Annotated in this window: 14 protein-coding genes; 11 read left to right on the forward strand and 3 right to left on the reverse strand. The window is 62.8% G+C overall.

Annotation, left to right across the window (positions count from 1 at the left end; all coding sequences use genetic code 11):
• Positions 1–49: 49 nt before the first annotated feature.
• The 9 genes from argJ to H7C86_RS26590 all read left to right on the forward strand — a co-directional run bounded on the left by argJ (position 50) and on the right by H7C86_RS26590 (position 10891).
• Positions 50–1261, forward strand: coding sequence for a bifunctional glutamate N-acetyltransferase/amino-acid acetyltransferase ArgJ (gene argJ / locus H7C86_RS26550; RefSeq protein ID WP_020907877.1), 1212 nt, complete (start codon positions 50–52; stop codon positions 1259–1261).
• A complete protein-coding gene (gene argB, locus H7C86_RS26555) occupies positions 1258–2181 on the forward strand; it encodes an acetylglutamate kinase (protein ID WP_019748607.1) in 924 nt (307 codons plus the stop codon). The genes argJ and argB overlap by 4 nt, the downstream gene beginning before the upstream one ends.
• Positions 2178–3377, forward strand: coding sequence for an acetylornithine transaminase (locus H7C86_RS26560; RefSeq protein ID WP_070797303.1), 1200 nt, complete (start codon positions 2178–2180; stop codon positions 3375–3377). Before argB ends, H7C86_RS26560 begins: the two co-directional genes overlap by 4 nt.
• On the forward strand, positions 3374–4324 hold the full coding sequence (gene argF, locus H7C86_RS26565; RefSeq protein ID WP_019748605.1) for an ornithine carbamoyltransferase: 951 nt from the start codon (positions 3374–3376) through the stop codon (positions 4322–4324). Before H7C86_RS26560 ends, argF begins: the two co-directional genes overlap by 4 nt.
• Complete coding sequence (locus H7C86_RS26570; RefSeq protein ID WP_019748604.1) at positions 4321–4800, forward strand: arginine repressor; 480 nt, start codon at positions 4321–4323, stop codon at positions 4798–4800. The genes argF and H7C86_RS26570 overlap by 4 nt, the downstream gene beginning before the upstream one ends.
• Positions 4801–4847: 47 nt before the next feature.
• Positions 4848–6047 (forward strand): argininosuccinate synthase, encoded by a 1200-nt coding sequence (locus tag H7C86_RS26575; RefSeq protein ID WP_007736221.1) that lies wholly within the window; start codon positions 4848–4850, stop codon positions 6045–6047.
• Between the two features lie 3 nt (positions 6048–6050).
• Positions 6051–7493 carry an argininosuccinate lyase gene (gene argH, locus H7C86_RS26580; protein ID WP_182262528.1) on the forward strand — a complete coding sequence of 481 codons (1443 nt, stop codon included), beginning with the start codon at positions 6051–6053 and terminating at the stop codon, positions 7491–7493.
• Between the two features lie 170 nt (positions 7494–7663).
• Entirely contained in the window at positions 7664–10645 is a 2982-nt protein-coding gene (locus H7C86_RS26585; protein WP_182262529.1) for an acyl-CoA synthetase, read from the forward strand.
• A gap of 39 nt (positions 10646–10684) precedes the next feature.
• Positions 10685–10891, forward strand: a complete 207-nt coding sequence (locus H7C86_RS26590) for a Trm112 family protein (protein WP_003944045.1) — start codon at positions 10685–10687, stop codon at positions 10889–10891.
• Here the strand turns inward: H7C86_RS26590 and H7C86_RS26595 are convergent.
• Genes H7C86_RS26595 through H7C86_RS26605 form a run of 3 tightly spaced genes read right to left on the reverse strand, consistent with a single transcriptional unit; the run spans position 10888 to position 12994 of the window.
• Positions 10888–11511, reverse strand: coding sequence for a TetR family transcriptional regulator (locus tag H7C86_RS26595; RefSeq protein WP_182262530.1), 624 nt, complete (start codon positions 11509–11511; stop codon positions 10888–10890). The two genes, H7C86_RS26590 and H7C86_RS26595, sit on opposite strands and share 4 nt — an antisense overlap.
• A complete protein-coding gene (locus H7C86_RS26600) occupies positions 11508–12263 on the reverse strand; it encodes an ABC transporter permease (RefSeq protein WP_182262531.1) in 756 nt (251 codons plus the stop codon). The genes H7C86_RS26595 and H7C86_RS26600 overlap by 4 nt, the downstream gene beginning before the upstream one ends.
• Positions 12260–12994, reverse strand: a complete 735-nt coding sequence (locus H7C86_RS26605) for an ABC transporter ATP-binding protein (protein WP_182262532.1) — start codon at positions 12992–12994, stop codon at positions 12260–12262. The genes H7C86_RS26600 and H7C86_RS26605 overlap by 4 nt, the downstream gene beginning before the upstream one ends.
• 86 nt (positions 12995–13080) lie before the next feature.
• Here H7C86_RS26605 and H7C86_RS26610 point away from each other — a divergent pair, with 86 nt between their 5' ends.
• Both H7C86_RS26610 and tyrS read left to right on the forward strand, forming a co-directional pair.
• Positions 13081–13689 (forward strand): DNA-3-methyladenine glycosylase, encoded by a 609-nt coding sequence (locus H7C86_RS26610; protein WP_020969717.1) that lies wholly within the window; start codon positions 13081–13083, stop codon positions 13687–13689.
• Between the two features lie 19 nt (positions 13690–13708).
• A complete protein-coding gene (gene tyrS / locus H7C86_RS26615; protein ID WP_020907871.1) occupies positions 13709–14986 on the forward strand; it encodes a tyrosine--tRNA ligase in 1278 nt (425 codons plus the stop codon).
• Positions 14987–15339: the final 353 nt, after the last annotated feature.

Consider the following 15339-nt stretch of genomic DNA (forward strand, 5'->3'; position numbering starts at 1 on the left):
TCCGCAGCAGATCGACAACGCAACCGAGCCTGACGCGACCGTTGCAGACGTGGTTCACGTCGCCGGGGGACGGCTGCTCCGCACACAGGGCGTCACCGCACCTGCCGGATTCCGCGGTGCCGGAATTGCTGCCGGTATCAAGAAGAGTGGCAAGTCGGACCTCGCATTGGTGCTCAACGAGGGACCCGATCTGGCCGCTGCCGGTGTCTTCACCCTGAACAAGGTCAAGGCTGCTCCGGTGCTGTGGTCTCAGCAGGTTTTGACGACGGGCAAGCTGCGCGCGGTCGTGCTCAACTCGGGCGGCGCAAACGCGTGTACCGGCGCGGGTGGATTCCAGGATGCGCACAAGACTGCCGAGGAAGTTGCGTCGGCACTGAGCAATTGGGGAACCGAGACGGGCGCGATCGAGGTCGCCGTCTGTTCGACCGGCCTGATCGGTGACCGCTTGCCCATGGACAAGCTGATCCCCGGTGTCACCGAGGTAGTGCACGAACTGGCCGGCGGAATCTCCGGCGGCACCGACGCGGCGTACGCGATCATGACCACCGATACCGTGCCGAAGCAGGCGTCGCTGCACCACGCGAACAAGTGGAACGTCGGCGGAATGGCCAAGGGTGCAGGCATGCTCGCGCCCGCGCTGGCGACGATGCTGTGCGTCGTCACGACCGATGCTGTCGCAACGGCCGAGCAGCTCGATACCGCTCTGCGCGCCGCCACCCACCTGAGCTTCGATCGCCTCGACGTCGACGGCGCCACGTCCACCAACGACACGGTGCTCCTGTTGGCCTCCGGCGCCAGCGGTGTCACACCGACCCAGGACGAACTCAACGCCGCGGTCTTCGCAGTGTGCGACGATCTCGCGGATCAGTTGATGGCAGACGCCGAGGGCGTCACCAAGCGGGTCAAGGTGACGGTTCGCGGCGCAGCGTCCGAGTCCGATGCGTTGATCGGCGCCCGCACCATCGCCCGCGACAGCCTGGTCAAGACGGCACTGTTCGGATCCGATCCGAACTGGGGCCGCGTCCTCGCAGCAGTGGGTATCGCTCCCATCGAGCTCGATCCCGATCGAATCAGTGTGTCCTTCAACGGGAGTCCCGTCTGCATCGACGGCGTCGGCGCTCCGGGAGCGCGTGAGGTGGACCTGAGCGGGATCGACATCGAACTCGACATCGACCTGGGAATCGGCAACGAGTCCGTGAGCATTCGCACCACGGACCTCTCGCACGCGTACGTCGAAGAGAACTCGGCGTACTCGTCATGACCGAGACGTATCCCGTGATCAGCGAGCATCAGAAGGCGCATGTCCTCGCCGACGCGCTGCCGTGGCTGCAGCGATTCCGAGACAAGGTGGTCGTGGTCAAGTACGGCGGAAACGCCATGATCGACGAGACACTCAAGACCGCCTTCGCCGCGGACATGGCGTTCCTGCGGACTGTCGGCATCCACCCCGTCGTCGTGCACGGCGGCGGCCCGCAGATCAACGCGATGCTGGCACGCCTTGGCATGAAGGGTGAGTTCCGCGGTGGTTTCCGGGTCACGACGCCCGAGGTGATGGACGTCGTCCGGATGGTGCTCTTCGGTCAGGTGGGCCGTGAACTCGTCGGCCTGATCAACGCGCACGGTCCGTACGCGGTCGGTATCTCCGGTGAAGATGCGCACCTGTTCACCGCTACTCGACGCACTGTTGCGGTCGAGGGGGAGCAGACCGACATCGGCCTGGTCGGAGACGTCACCACCGTGAACCCAGACGCGGTACTCGATCTGATTGCGGCAGGACGCATTCCGGTGGTCTCGACCATCGCGCCCGATGCCGACGGCGTCGTCCACAACATCAACGCCGATACCGCCGCTGCCGCACTGGCCGAGGCGATCGGTGCCGAGAAGCTCGTTGTCCTCACCGACGTCGAAGGCCTGTACACCGATTGGCCGGACCGATCCTCGCTGGCCACCGAAATCGACACCGACGCCCTGGCCCAGTTGTTGCCGAGTCTCGATGCCGGCATGGTGCCCAAGATGGAGGCCTGCCTTCGCGCGGTGCGCGGAGGTGTGCCGTCGGCGCACGTGATCGACGGCCGGCTCGAACATTCAGTCCTACTCGAACTTTTCACCGGTGAAGGAATCGGCACGATGGTCGTGCCCGGCTCCTCGGTCGCCGGTCCCCAGCAGGGAGCTACTTCATGAGCACGATCGATCTGCAGCAGCGGTGGTCCGCTTCGCTGATGAACAATTACGGCGTACCCCGGGTTGCTCTCGTCCGCGGTGACGGCGCCGTACTCACCGACGCCGACGGCAAGCAGTACGTCGACTTCCTTGCCGGAATCGCCGTCAACATCCTCGGACACGGACATCCGGCCGTCGTCGAAGCCGTCACTACTCAGTTGTCGACACTCGGCCATGTTTCCAACCTGTACGCCAGCGAGCCGGTCGTCGAGTTGGCGGAGCAGTTGCTCGCTCATCTCGGCAACGTCACCGGGCGCGCGTTCTTCTGCAACTCCGGTACCGAGGCGAACGAGGCTGCCTTCAAGCTCGCACGCGCTACTGGCCGGAAGAAGATCATCGCGGCCGAGGGCTCTTTCCACGGTCGCACGATGGGGGCACTCGCTCTGACGGGTCAGCCGGCCAAGCGGGCGCCGTTCGAACCGATGCCCGCCGGTGTCGAGTTCGTGCCGTACGGCGATGTCGAGGCACTGGAGCGGGCAGTCGATTCCGACACCGCTGCTGTGTTCCTCGAACCGATCATGGGTGAGGGCGGCGTCGTGGTGCCACCCGAGGGATACCTCGTCGAGGCTCGGCGGATCACCGCCGAACGCGGGGCGCTGCTCGTACTCGACGAAGTTCAGACCGGCATCGGCCGGACCGGCTGGTTCTACGCACATCAGGCAGTCGGCATCGTGCCGGACGTCATCACTCTTGCGAAGGGACTCGGCGGCGGAATGCCGATCGGCGCCTGCATCGCGACCGGAGCAACGGCAGAGTTCTTCGGACCGGGCAAGCACGGTACGACGTTCGGTGGCAATCCGGTGTGCGCTGCGGCGGCGCTTGCCGTGCTGAAAACCATTGCAGCGGAAGACCTGATCTCACGCGCCGACAGCTTGGGCAAATCGATCTCGGCGGGCATCGAAGATCTGGGCCATCCGTTGGTCGACTACGTACGGGGATCGGGACTGTTGCTGGGTGTCGTGCTGACCGAGGACGTCGCGCCGGCGGTGGAAAATGCCGCGCGCGAAGCCGGGTACCTTGTGAATGCAGCGCAACCCGGAGTGATCCGGTTGGCGCCGCCGCTCATCCTCACGGATGAGCAGGCCGAAACCTTCGTGGCAGCACTACCTGCCATCTTCGACAGTGCACTATCGGCTGACCAGCCGGGGGAGAAGTGACTACCGTGGTGAAACACTTTCTCAGGGACGACGATCTGACTCCGGCGCAGCAGGCCGAAGTTCTGGAACTCGCTGCGATTCTCAAGAAGGACCCGTTCGCTCGGCGTCCACTCGAGGGTCCTCGCGGAGTCGGCGTCATCTTCGAGAAGAACTCGACGCGTACACGTTTCTCGTTCGAGATGGGCATCGCGCAGATGGGCGGCCACGCCGTCGTCGTCGACGGGCGCAGTACCCAACTCGGTCGTGAAGAGACGTTGGCGGACACCGGACGCGTACTCTCCCGCTATGTCGACGCCGTCGTGTGGCGCACGTTCGGCCAGAAGCGCTTGGAGCAAATGGCAACGGGTGCAACGATTCCCATCGTCAATGCGTTGTCCGACGAATTTCATCCCTGTCAGGTTCTGGCCGATCTGCAAACGCTGATCGAGCAGAAGGGTGAGCTCAAGGGACTGAAGCTGACCTACCTGGGCGACGGCGCCAACAACATGGCTCACTCGCTGATGCTCGGCGGAGTCACCGCAGGCATCGACGTCACCATCGCAAGTCCCGCTGGCTTCGAACCGGCGGACTGGGTAGTAGCAGCAGCGCGCACACGCGCCGCGGAAACCGGTGCAACCATCACGCTGACGCAGGACCCGCAGGCCGGCGTCGTCGGTGCCGACGCGTTGGTCACCGATACCTGGACCTCGATGGGTCAGGAGAACGACGGGCTCGATCGGGTCGGACCTTTCCGCCCGTTCCAGATCAACAAGGAATTGCTCGCCAAAGCAGATCCGAAGGCTGTCGTCCTGCACTGCCTGCCGGCCCATCGCGGCGAAGAGGTCACCGACGAGGTTCTCGACGGACCCCAGAGCGTCGTCTGGGACGAGGCGGAGAACCGTCTGCACGCCCAGAAGGCGTTGCTCGTGTGGCTGCTGGAACAGCGAACCCAACTGGACCAGGCGTGAGCGTCGCTCCCACTCGGGCCGGTCGCCAGTCGCGCATCATCGCGCTGCTGGCGGCGCATCCCGTCCGAAGTCAGACGGAGTTGGCGGCGTTGCTCGGTGCCGAGGGCATCGAAGCGACGCAGGCCACCCTCTCGCGTGACCTCGAAGAGTTGGGAGCGGTGAAACTGCGTGCCGCTGACGGCGGCGCCGGTGTTTACGTGGTGCCGGAGGACGGGAACCCGGTACGCGGTGTGTCCGGCGGTACCGACCGCCTCTCACGGCTGTTGGGTGAGCTGTTGGTCTCCACCGATTTCAGCGGCAACATGGCGGTTCTCCGGACACCGCCGGGAGCCGCGCACTACCTCGCGAGCGCACTGGATCGGTCCTCGATGCCCGACATCGTGGGAACGATCGCCGGAGATGACACCATCTTCGTGGTGGCCCGAGAACCGCTTTCCGGAGCGGAACTCGCGGCCATGATCGAATCGCTCGCCTGACCCCTTATTCTTTGATAGAGATTTTCAACCGAAGGAGCACAAAAACCATGGCCGATCGCGTCGTACTCGCCTACTCGGGCGGGCTGGACACTTCTGTTGCCATCAGTTGGATCGGTAAGGAGACGGGCGCTGAAGTTGTCGCCGTCGCCATCGATCTGGGGCAGGGTGGCGAGGACATGGAGGTCGTGCGTCAGCGCGCGATCGACTGCGGCGCAGTCGAATCCGTTGTCGTCGACGCCCGCGACGAGTTCGCGGACGAGTACTGCCTGCCGACCATTGCGGCCAACGCCCTCTACATGGACCGCTACCCGCTGGTCTCGGCCATCAGCCGTCCGCTGATCGTCAAGCACATCGTCGAAGCTGCACGCTCGCACGGCGGCACCATCGTCTCGCACGGTTGCACCGGTAAGGGCAACGACCAGGTTCGCTTCGAGGTCGGATTCGGCGCCCTCGCGCCCGACCTTCAGGTCATCGCACCGGTCCGCGACTACGCCTGGACCCGCGAGAAGGCCATCGCTTTCGCCGAAGAGAACAACATCCCGATCAACGTCTCCAAGAAGTCGCCGTTCTCGATCGACCAGAACGTCTGGGGCCGCGCCGTCGAAACCGGCTTCCTCGAGGATCTGTGGAACGCACCGACGAAGGACGTCTACGACTACACCCAGGACCCGACGGTCAACTGGAACGCGCCCGACGAGCTCATCATCAGCTTCGACAAGGGTCGCCCGGTTGCCATCGACGGCCGCCCCGTGTCGGTTCTCGAAGCGATTCAGGAACTGAACAAGCGCGCAGGCGCTCAGGGTGTCGGTCGCCTCGACGTCGTCGAGGACCGTCTCGTGGGCATCAAGAGCCGTGAGATCTACGAAGCTCCCGGAGCCATGGTTCTCATCACCGCGCACCAGGAACTCGAGCACGTCACCCTCGAACGCGAACTCGGTCGCTACAAGCGTCAGATGGAGCAGCGTTGGTCCGAGCTGGTCTACGACGGCCTCTGGTTCTCGCCCCTCAAGGACGCACTGGATACGTTCGTCAACAAGACGCAGGAGCGCGTCACCGGCGACATTCGTCTCTTCCTGCACGGTGGAGCCATCACCGTCAACGGTCGTCGTAGCCCCGAGTCGCTCTACGACTTCAACCTCGCGACGTACGACGAGGGCGACAGCTTCGACCAGTCCGCATCGAAGGGCTTCGTCGAGATCCACGGTCTGTCGTCGAAGGTCGCCGCGAAGCGCGATCTGGGACTCTGAGCCATGACGGCTCACGGTGACGGAGACGCCCAAAAACACGGCACCAACGAAGGCGCGCTGTGGGGCGGACGGTTCGAGTCCGGACCGGCCGCTGCCATGGCGGCGCTGAGCAAGTCGACTCACTTCGACTGGGTCCTCGCTCCGTACGACGTTCGTGCGTCGCAGGCGCATGCTCGCGTACTGAACAAGGCAGGCCTGCTCAGCGAGGCCGACCTCGCAACAATGCTCGACGGTCTCGACCGTCTGGCGGCAGATGTTGCCAGTGGCGCCTTCGGACCGAGTGATTCGGACGAGGACGTACACGGCGCACTCGAACGCGGTCTGATCGAGCGTGTCGGGCCTGAGGTCGGCGGACGCCTGCGTGCTGGTCGTTCGCGAAACGACCAGGTGGCCACGCTGTTCCGAATGTGGCTTCGGGATGCGGTTCGCCGCATCTCCACCGGCGTTCTCGACGTGGTCGACGCATTGGCGACTCAGGCCGGGGCTCACCCGGATGCCGTGATGCCGGGCAAGACGCACCTGCAGGCTGCTCAACCGGTCTTGTTGGCACATCACCTGCTCGCCCATGCGCATCCGCTGTTGCGCGACGTGCAACGTCTTCACGACTTCGACGTACGAGCTGCGGTGTCCCCGTACGGTTCCGGTGCACTTGCCGGTTCCTCGCTCGGTCTCGACCCCGAAGCCATTGCAGCGGAATTGAAGTTCGACAGCTCGGCCGAGAACTCGATCGACGCAACCGCTTCGCGTGATTTTGCGGCCGAGGCAGCGTTTGTGCTTGCGATGATCGGTGTCGATCTCTCACGCATGGCGGAAGAGATCATCATCTGGAGCACACCGGAATTCGGCTACATCACGCTTGCCGACGCGTGGTCGACGGGTTCGTCGATCATGCCGCAGAAGAAAAACCCGGATGTTTCGGAACTCACGCGCGGTAAGTCTGGTCGTCTGATCGGTAACCTCACCGGCCTGCTGGCGACGCTCAAGGCTCAGCCGCTGGCGTACAACCGCGATCTGCAAGAGGACAAGGAACCGGTCTTCGACTCGGTTGCGCAGCTGGAGATGTTGCTCCCGGCCATCACCGGCCTGGTGCAGACTCTCGAGTTCCACACCGCGCGTATGGCGGAACTTGCTCCGGCAGGGTTCACGTTGGCCACCGACATCGCGGAGTGGATGGTGCGCCAGGGCGTGCCGTTCCGGGTTGCACACGAGGCTGCTGGAGCGTGTGTGCGTGTCGCCGAAGCGCGAGGCGTCGGACTCGAAGATCTCACGGACGAGGAACTGGCCGGCGTCGACAGCGCGCTGACACCCGCTGTTCGTGAGGTGCTGACAGTCGAGGGTTCCATCGCTTCGCGTAATGCGCGAGGCGGCACCGCGGGGGTGCGGGTAGCAGAACAGTTGGACGGAGTCCGAGCAGTGGCCCAGTCGCTGCGGGAATGGACCCTCTGACCTTGCGGTCACGAGTGTTTCCTCTCTCTTTTCGGCAGTAGTCCTTCGGTCGTACGCGGTCAGGGAGCAGAATTTGCTCCCTGACCGCGTACGCGTATTCGTCGTCAGTAGGCTTGTTGCGCGCGGGAAAAATGAGACTGACGTCACATGGTGAGTAACTTGGGAGTGAAATGGTGGGATTGAATTCCAAGTCTGTGCTGGGCCCGATTCGTCGGGTGGTTGCGACAGCACAAAACGGCCTCGAGGTCGTCCGGTTGGGTGGGCTGGAAACGGATGCGACCACGTCGCCGTTCGAGATCGTCGAGCGCGCAGCGATGTACCGGCTTCGCCGCTACTTCCCGGACAGCGATCCGGAAACCGTCGGTGCACCGATCGTGCTGATCCCGCCGATGATGATGTCGGCGAACGTGTACGACGTGACCCGCGACCAGGGTGCTGTGGGAATTCTGCACGAGATGGGCCTGGACCCCTGGGTAGTCGATTTTGGTTCGCCCGACTCCGAAGAGGGCGGTTGGGATCGCAATCTCGCCGATCACATCATCGCTCTCAGTGACATCATCGACCACATCCACCGTCACACCGGTAAAGATGTTCACATCTCCGGCTATTCGCAGGGCGGCATGTTTGCCTATCAAGCTGCCGCGTATCGGCGTAGTCGAAACATCGCCAGCGTCATCACCTTCGGCAGTCCGGTTGACACACTCGCCGCGTTGCCCTTCGGTATCCCGGCCGGATTGGCCACCAAGGGTGCGGATTTCCTCGCCGATCACGTCTTCAATCGCCTGGCGGTCACCGGGTGGATGGCTCGCACCGGGTTCCAGTTGCTCGATCCCGTGAAGACGTTGAAGATGCGCGTCGACTTCCTGCTTCAACTGCACGACCGTGAGGCTTTGCTGCCGAGGGAGCAGCAGCGACGCTTCCTCGCGACCGAGGGTTGGGTCGCGTGGTCCGGGCCCGCGGTTGCCGAACTGCTCAAGCAGTTCATCGTGCACAACCGAATGATGACCGGTGGTTTTGTCATCAAGGATCAATTGGTCTCGCTCGCCGAGATCACCTGCCCCATCCTGGCATTCGTCGGCGAGGTCGACGACATCGGTCAACCTCAGGCGGTTCGCGGGATCGGCCAGGCAGCGCCGCGGGCCAAGGTCTACGAATCTACCTTGCGCGCAGGTCATTTCGGATTGGTTGTCGGTTCCACCGCAGCCAATCACACCTGGCCGACCACCGGTGAATTCGTGCAGTGGACCGAGACGGGTGGACCCCTCCCGGACCGTATCGCGAACATGGTCTACGGCGCCGACCTCGAAGACCAGACCGGTGTGTCGATCAGCAATCGGATCATCCACACCGTCGCCTCGGTCGCTGAAGTAGGTGCAGGAGTCACCAAAGGAATCAGTGACCTTGCAGCCGGTGCGTTGCGCGGGACTTTCGAATTGTCCGGTGAAGCGGCACGCGCGTTGCCACGTCTTGCGCGACTCAACCAAATTCAGCCGCACACCAAGATCTCGCTGAGTCAATTGCTCGCGGAGCAGCGTCGAAAAGCACCGAACGGCGAGTGCTTCCTCTTCGACAATCGTGTGCACACCTACGAAGCGGTCAACGCCCGCATCGACAATGTCGTGCGTGGATTGATTTCCGTGGGAGTGCGTCCGGCAGCGCACGTCGGTGTCCTGATGGAGACCCGCCCCAGCGCGCTCGCGGCCATCGCGGCCCTGTCGCGCCTTGGTGCCGTTGCCGTCATGCTTCCGCCGGGGTCCGACATCTCGGCGGCGGTCAAGCTGGGATCGGTTGATCGGATCATCACCGATCCGGAGAACGTCGACGCTGCGGTGGTTACCGGTAGGCCGGTCTTGGTACTCGGCGGCGGCGATGCCCGCGGACTCGAGGTGGATCCGTCACACGACGTGATCGATCTCGAACAAATCGATCCGACGAAGGTCAATCTGCCCGGTTGGTACCGGCCGGATCCCGGCGTCGCCCGTGAACTCGCATTCATCATCTTTGCGGAATCGGGCGGTGTGCTCGAAGCCAAGCAGATCACCAACTACCGGTGGGCACTGTCTGCCTTCGGAACGGCCACGGCGGCAGATCTCGATCGCGGTGACACCGTGTACTGCCTTGCACCACTCCATCATTCGTCGAGTCTGCTCGCGACCATCGGTGGCGCCATGGCCGGTGGCTCACGGATTGCGCTCTCACGCGGACTGAATCCGGCTCGATTCGTCGAGGAAATCCATCGCTACGGTGTGACCGTCGTGAGTTACACGTGGTCGATGATGCGCGAGATCCTCGACGAGGATCTTCTTCTCATCGACGGTAGCCATCCGGTCCGACTGTTCATCGGTTCGGGAATGCCTCACGGGCTGTGGAAGCGGACCACGGAGGCGTTCGACCCCGCGCAGGTACTCGAGTTCTATGCGTCGACCGAAGGTGACGTGATTCTTGCCAATGTCGCGGGCTCCAAAGTTGGTTCCAAGGGCCGCCCGTTGCCGGGTAGCGCGCAGGTGCGGTTGGCGGCATACGACCCGCTGAGTGGTCGGCTCCTCGAAAACGGAAACGGATTTGTCCGTGAGTGCGCCGAAGACGAAGTCGGGTTGCTACTCGGGCGCGCGGGATTCACTGCCGATCTCTCGGGCGGAGCGATGCGGGGACTCTTCCAAGCGGGTGATTCGTGGATTCCCACGGAGAATCTCTTCCGCCGGGACGCCGACGGCGACTACTGGCTGATCGATCACAAGAACACGGTCATTTCGACGCTCCGCGGTCCCGTCTTCACCCAGCCGATCGTCGACGCGTTGTCGAGTGTGGCGCGGGTGGATCTTGCCGTCGCATACGGCGTCGGTGACGCGCCGCATCAGCTGGCGGTCGCTGCCGTGACATGGCGTCCGGGGCGGCAGTTCCGTTCCGCCGAGCTTGCAGAGGCTCTCTCGCGCATCGCTTTTGATGCGCGCCCGGATATCGTGCACGTGGTAGACGAGATCCCGGTGGGTTCGTCGTACCGTCCGAGCTCCACTGCGTTAGCTGCCGCCGGATTGCCGGCGCCAGGACCACGGACCTGGTTCCTCGATTCCGAGACGCAGTCGTACAAGCGGCTGACCAAGGCAATTGCCGCGCAGTTGATGCCGACGAGGGTGGGCACCGGAGCACGGTAGCCTGAGGACATTCTGTTTGATCGGTTCGAGAGGACTCACGTGGCTATTGATTCGACGTTGCTCAGCATTTTGGCCTGCCCCCAGGACAAAGGCCCGCTGTTGCTGGTCGGGGACGAGTTGCTCTACAACCCGCGCCTGCGGCGTGCATACCCGATCGAGAACGGCATTCCAGTTCTGTTGATCGACGAGGCACGCGATGTGGCGGACGACGAGCACGAGAAGTTGCTCGCGCGGGCTGAAGGCTAGATCGGTAATTCACCGGTCAGGTACCGCTGGAGGTTCGGAGCCACCAGCGGTACCAACGCGTCAACGCTCAATGATGCGAGTGGTTCGAGTCCGAGCACATATCGCGTGACCAGCAGTCCGGCCATCTGAGATGCCACCAATTCCGCTCTGATCAAGCCGGTACCAGGTGGTGTGTCCACCCGCGGAATGATGTCGCGCAATACGACATCGAGCAGAAAGCTCTGGATCAGCTGCGATCCGTCGCCGGAAACCGCCGATCGAAAAGCCGCCAGAATCGCCGGCTGGTGTTCCGATTCCCACAGCCCGATCACTGCTCTGAGTAGATTTTCGCCGAGATTTTCGGTCGGAGAGGCGTGAACCGGTCCCAATACCTGGACTGGATCGATCGGTAGCGCGATCGCAGCGGTGAACAACTGCTCCTTGCTTCCGAAATGATGATGAATCATGGCCGGATCGACGTCAGCGGCCGCAGCTATCGATCGAACGGTTGTGCGTCGAAAACCGTTCTGGGAGAACGCCCGTCGCGCCGAATCGAGGATCTGCGCGCGAGTCTCCGACTTGCCCGGTCGTCGCCCCGAACGAATCGGTGCAGGTGCGGGCGCCGTGTCGTTGTCGTTCATGGAGTGCGGCGATCGAGTGTTGCCGCGGCCAGCGAGAGTGCTGCGGCGGCGAAGCCCGCCATGACGGCGAGATCACGCCACATATGATGCGTCGCGTCGGCATGCATCGACACTTGCTGAAGTGCGTCGACGGCGTAGCTCAAGGGGAGGACGTTGCTGATCCATTCGAGCCAGGTCGGCAATTGGTCGCGGGGCACGAGGAGTCCGCAGAGGAACAGTTGGGGGACCACAACTACCGGCATGAACTGCACCGCTTGGAACTCGGTCTTCGCGAATGCGCTGGCCAACAGGCCGAGCGCAACGCCGAGTATTGCGCCGAGAACTGCAATGACGATGACCCAGGCAAGACTGCCGGCGATGGTGAGTCCGAGAAATCCGAAAGCAACCGCGCACGCGAGAGCTGCCTGAGCGGCGGCCGAGAGCGAAAATGCCGCGCCGTATCCCGCCAGAAGATCGAGTTTGCCCATCGGGGTGGTGAGCAGGCGTTCGAGTGTTCCTGAACTGCGTTCGCGCTGCATGGCGATGGACGTGACCAGGAACATGACCACAAACGGCAAGATTCCCAGCATGGTGATCGCCACGCGTTGGAACAGTGAAACCTGGCCGGGCGGCGTGGGTACGTCTTGGTAGAGGAAATACAGCAAAATCATCAACAACGACGGGACCAACAAGATCATGGCCACCGTGCGATGGTCCTGGCGGAGCTGAAGCAGAATGCGTACGGTCGTAGCACCGAAGATCCTGATGCTCATGATATTTCGCCTCCGACGGGTGAAGTCCGAATCAGCTCGAGAAAGGCGTCCTCGAGCCGTTCACATCTGGTTTTGGCGCGCAATTCATCGGGTGTGAGTTGAGCGAGGAGATGCCCGTCTCGCATCAGGATCAGTTCAGCGCAGTGGTCGGCCTCATCCATGACGTGGCTGGAGACCAACAGGGTGGTTCCGCTGCGAGCAAGGTCGGCAAATCGTTCCCACAATTCGACACGAAGCACCGGATCCAGACCAACGGTCGGTTCGTCGAGGATCAACACATCAGGTGATGCCACCAACGCGCATGCCAGCGAGACTCGACCGCGTTGACCTCCGGACAGATCGGCGGCGGTCCGGTCGGCGTATCGGCTCAATCCGACGGCGTCGACCGCTGCTGCGACGTCTTCGCCGGACTTGCCGTACAGAGCGCCGAAGTACTGGACGTTTCGAGTGACCGTCAGGTCGCCGTACACGCTGGGGGATTGGGTGACGTATCCGACCCGGCGGCGAAGAGCAACGGACCCCGCGAGGTCGCCCAGGACTCTGACCTCACCACTTTCGACGATCTGGGTTCCGACTATCGCGCGCATCAGGGTTGTCTTGCCGCAGCCGGACGGGCCGAGCAGTCCGGTGATCGATCCTGCCGAAACCTGCAGGTCGAGTGAGTGAAGAACTTCGTGCTTGCCGCGAATGACTCGTAGTCCGCGGATGTCTATTGCCGGCGTGGTGGTCACGGTTCGCCTCATTTCGATAATTCATCACTTGTTGAATTATGCGACTCGGCCGACCGATGAGTCAACGGCGTGGGCACAATCGAAGGGTGAGTATCGAGACCTTGGAAAATGTGAAGAACCCGTTGGAAGCGGGCCTGACAATTCTCGGCTCGACCCTGATCGTCGACGACATCTCGCTGAGGATTGTCGAGGTCGAGGCGTACGGAGGGGAGAAGGACGGGCCCTGGCCAGATCCGGCAGCACATTCGTATCGGGGGCAAACGCCGCGGAACAGCGTGATGTTCGGGCGGGCGGGCCGTCTCTACGTCTACCGCAGCTACGGAATGCACTTTTGTATGAACATCTCGTACGGCCCGGATGGTGTCGCGGGTGGTGTTCTGCTCCGAGCGGCCGAAATCGAGGCCGGTCACGATGTGGTGTCTGCTCGGAGATCGCCGGATCGACCATCTCACCAATGGGCCAGAGGGCCAGGTAATCTCGGCGCTTCCGTTGCAATCACGTTGGCGGACAACGGAACAGACGTGTTCAACCCTGCCTCGCGGGTTCGGCTCGAATTGGGGGAGTCGAAGGAATGGGTCAGTGGACCGCGGGTTGGGGTCAGTACTGCGGCCGAGGTCCCGTGGCGCCTCTGGATTCCGGACTCGCGAGCTGTGTCCGCGTACCGCCGAAGCCCGCGAGCGCCGGTCATTTCGTGAAGATGGGATGATCGAGTCCGTGACTGAGAATATTCTCGACGAACTGACCTGGCGTGGGCTGATCGCCCAATCAACTGATCTCGACGCTTTGCGTAAAGATCTCGAGGCCGGACCGGTCACGTTGTATGCGGGCTTCGACCCGACCGGACCGAGCCTGCACGCAGGTCATCTGGTTCCGCTCCTCGCGCTCAAGCGGTTTCAGCGTGCCGGTAACCGTCCGATCGTTCTTGCCGGCGGCGCAACAGGCCTGATCGGTGATCCCCGTGACGTCGGGGAACGGACGATGAACTCCGCCGATACCGTTGCGGACTGGGCAGGTCGCATCCGTGGTCAGCTCGAACGATTCGTGGATTTCGACGATTCACCGACGAGTGCGGTCATCGAGAACAACATGAACTGGACCGGCAAGATGTCGGCCATCGACTTCCTGCGTGATGTCGGCAAACACTTCTCCGTGAACGTCATGCTTGCGCGTGACACCGTGAAGCGTCGTCTCGAGTCGGACGGGATGTCGTACACCGAGTTCAGCTACATGCTGCTCCAAGCCAACGACTACCTGCACTTGCGACGCGATCTCGGCTGCACTCTGCAGGTCGGTGGGTCCGATCAGTGGGGCAACATCATCGCGGGCGTCGAACTCAACCGTCGTGTCGACGGCGAGAGTGTTCACGCAATGACCGTTCCGCTGGTGACCTCGGCTGATGGGAAGAAGTTCGGAAAGTCGACCGGTGGCGGCAGTCTGTGGCTCGACCCCGAGATGACCAGCCCGTACGCGTGGTACCAGTACTTCGTGAACACCGGCGACGCCGACGTGATCAAGTACCTGCGCTGGTTCACGTTCCTGACCGCAGACGAACTCGCGGAACTCGAGACGGCAACGGCGGAGCGTCCGCATGCGCGCGAAGCGCAGAAGCGATTGGCCGCCGAGATGACGACCTTGGTTCACGGAGAACACAACACTCGCGCCGTCGAGCTCGCCAGCCAGGCGTTGTTCGGCAAGGCGGAATTGGCGGAACTCGACGAGTCGACGCTCGCCGCGGCGCTGAAGGAAGCATCTGTCAGCGAATTGGCGCCGGGGGAGCCGCGCACGATCATCGATCTGCTTGTGACGAGCGGTTTGTGTGAGAGCAAGGGAGCTGCTCGACGCGCAGTGAAGGAAGGCGGCGCTTCGGTGAACAACCAGAAGGTGTCGGCCGACGACTGGGAGCCCGCCGCATCCGATCTGCTTCACGGCAGCTGGTTGGTCGTCCGGCGCGGAAAGCGCAATTTCGCCGGCGTGAAAATACTTTCGAACTGACGTGTGTGGGGTCACAGTTGTCTCGCGGGGCTCCTGTGGCCGTTGGTGGCCCGCCTGCGGGCGGGCTACCAGCGGATTTAACCTGACGAACACCTGCGACCTGCACGTTTGACGCTCAGTTTTCATTCGCGTAACTTTGTCCAAGTCAGAGCGACACGGACACCAACCCCGACCGAGAGGCCGGGGACACGCGGTTGGACGAAGTCGGAGACATTCACGCTCAACGGGAACTTGCTTCCTGGGAGCGAACAAGCTAAGATTGTAACCCTTGCCCCGGAGCTATCAACCAGTTTGAAGCGATGGTGTGTGCGTGTTCTTTGAGAACTCAACAGTGTGTCGATGAATGTCAGTGC

The organism is Rhodococcus sp. UFZ-B548 (genome assembly GCF_903819475.1).
Classification (GTDB): Bacteria; Actinomycetota; Actinomycetes; order Mycobacteriales; family Mycobacteriaceae; genus Rhodococcus_F; species Rhodococcus_F erythropolis.

What these genes read in the sequence shown, in the direction of transcription:
- argB (WP_019748607.1), top strand. Translation starts at nt 1,258, where the DNA reads ATGACCGAGACGTATCCCGTGATCAGCGAGCATCAGAAGGCGCATGTC.
- H7C86_RS26560 (WP_070797303.1), top strand. Translation starts at nt 2,178, where the DNA reads ATGAGCACGATCGATCTGCAGCAGCGGTGGTCCGCTTCGCTGATGAAC.
- H7C86_RS26575 (WP_007736221.1), top strand. Translation starts at nt 4,848, where the DNA reads ATGGCCGATCGCGTCGTACTCGCCTACTCGGGCGGGCTGGACACTTCT.
- argH (WP_182262528.1), top strand. Translation starts at nt 6,051, where the DNA reads ATGACGGCTCACGGTGACGGAGACGCCCAAAAACACGGCACCAACGAA.
- H7C86_RS26585 (WP_182262529.1), top strand. Translation starts at nt 7,664, where the DNA reads ATGGTGGGATTGAATTCCAAGTCTGTGCTGGGCCCGATTCGTCGGGTG.
- H7C86_RS26595 (WP_182262530.1), bottom strand. Translation starts at nt 11,511, where the DNA reads ATGAACGACAACGACACGGCGCCCGCACCTGCACCGATTCGTTCGGGG.
- H7C86_RS26600 (WP_182262531.1), bottom strand. Translation starts at nt 12,263, where the DNA reads ATGAGCATCAGGATCTTCGGTGCTACGACCGTACGCATTCTGCTTCAG.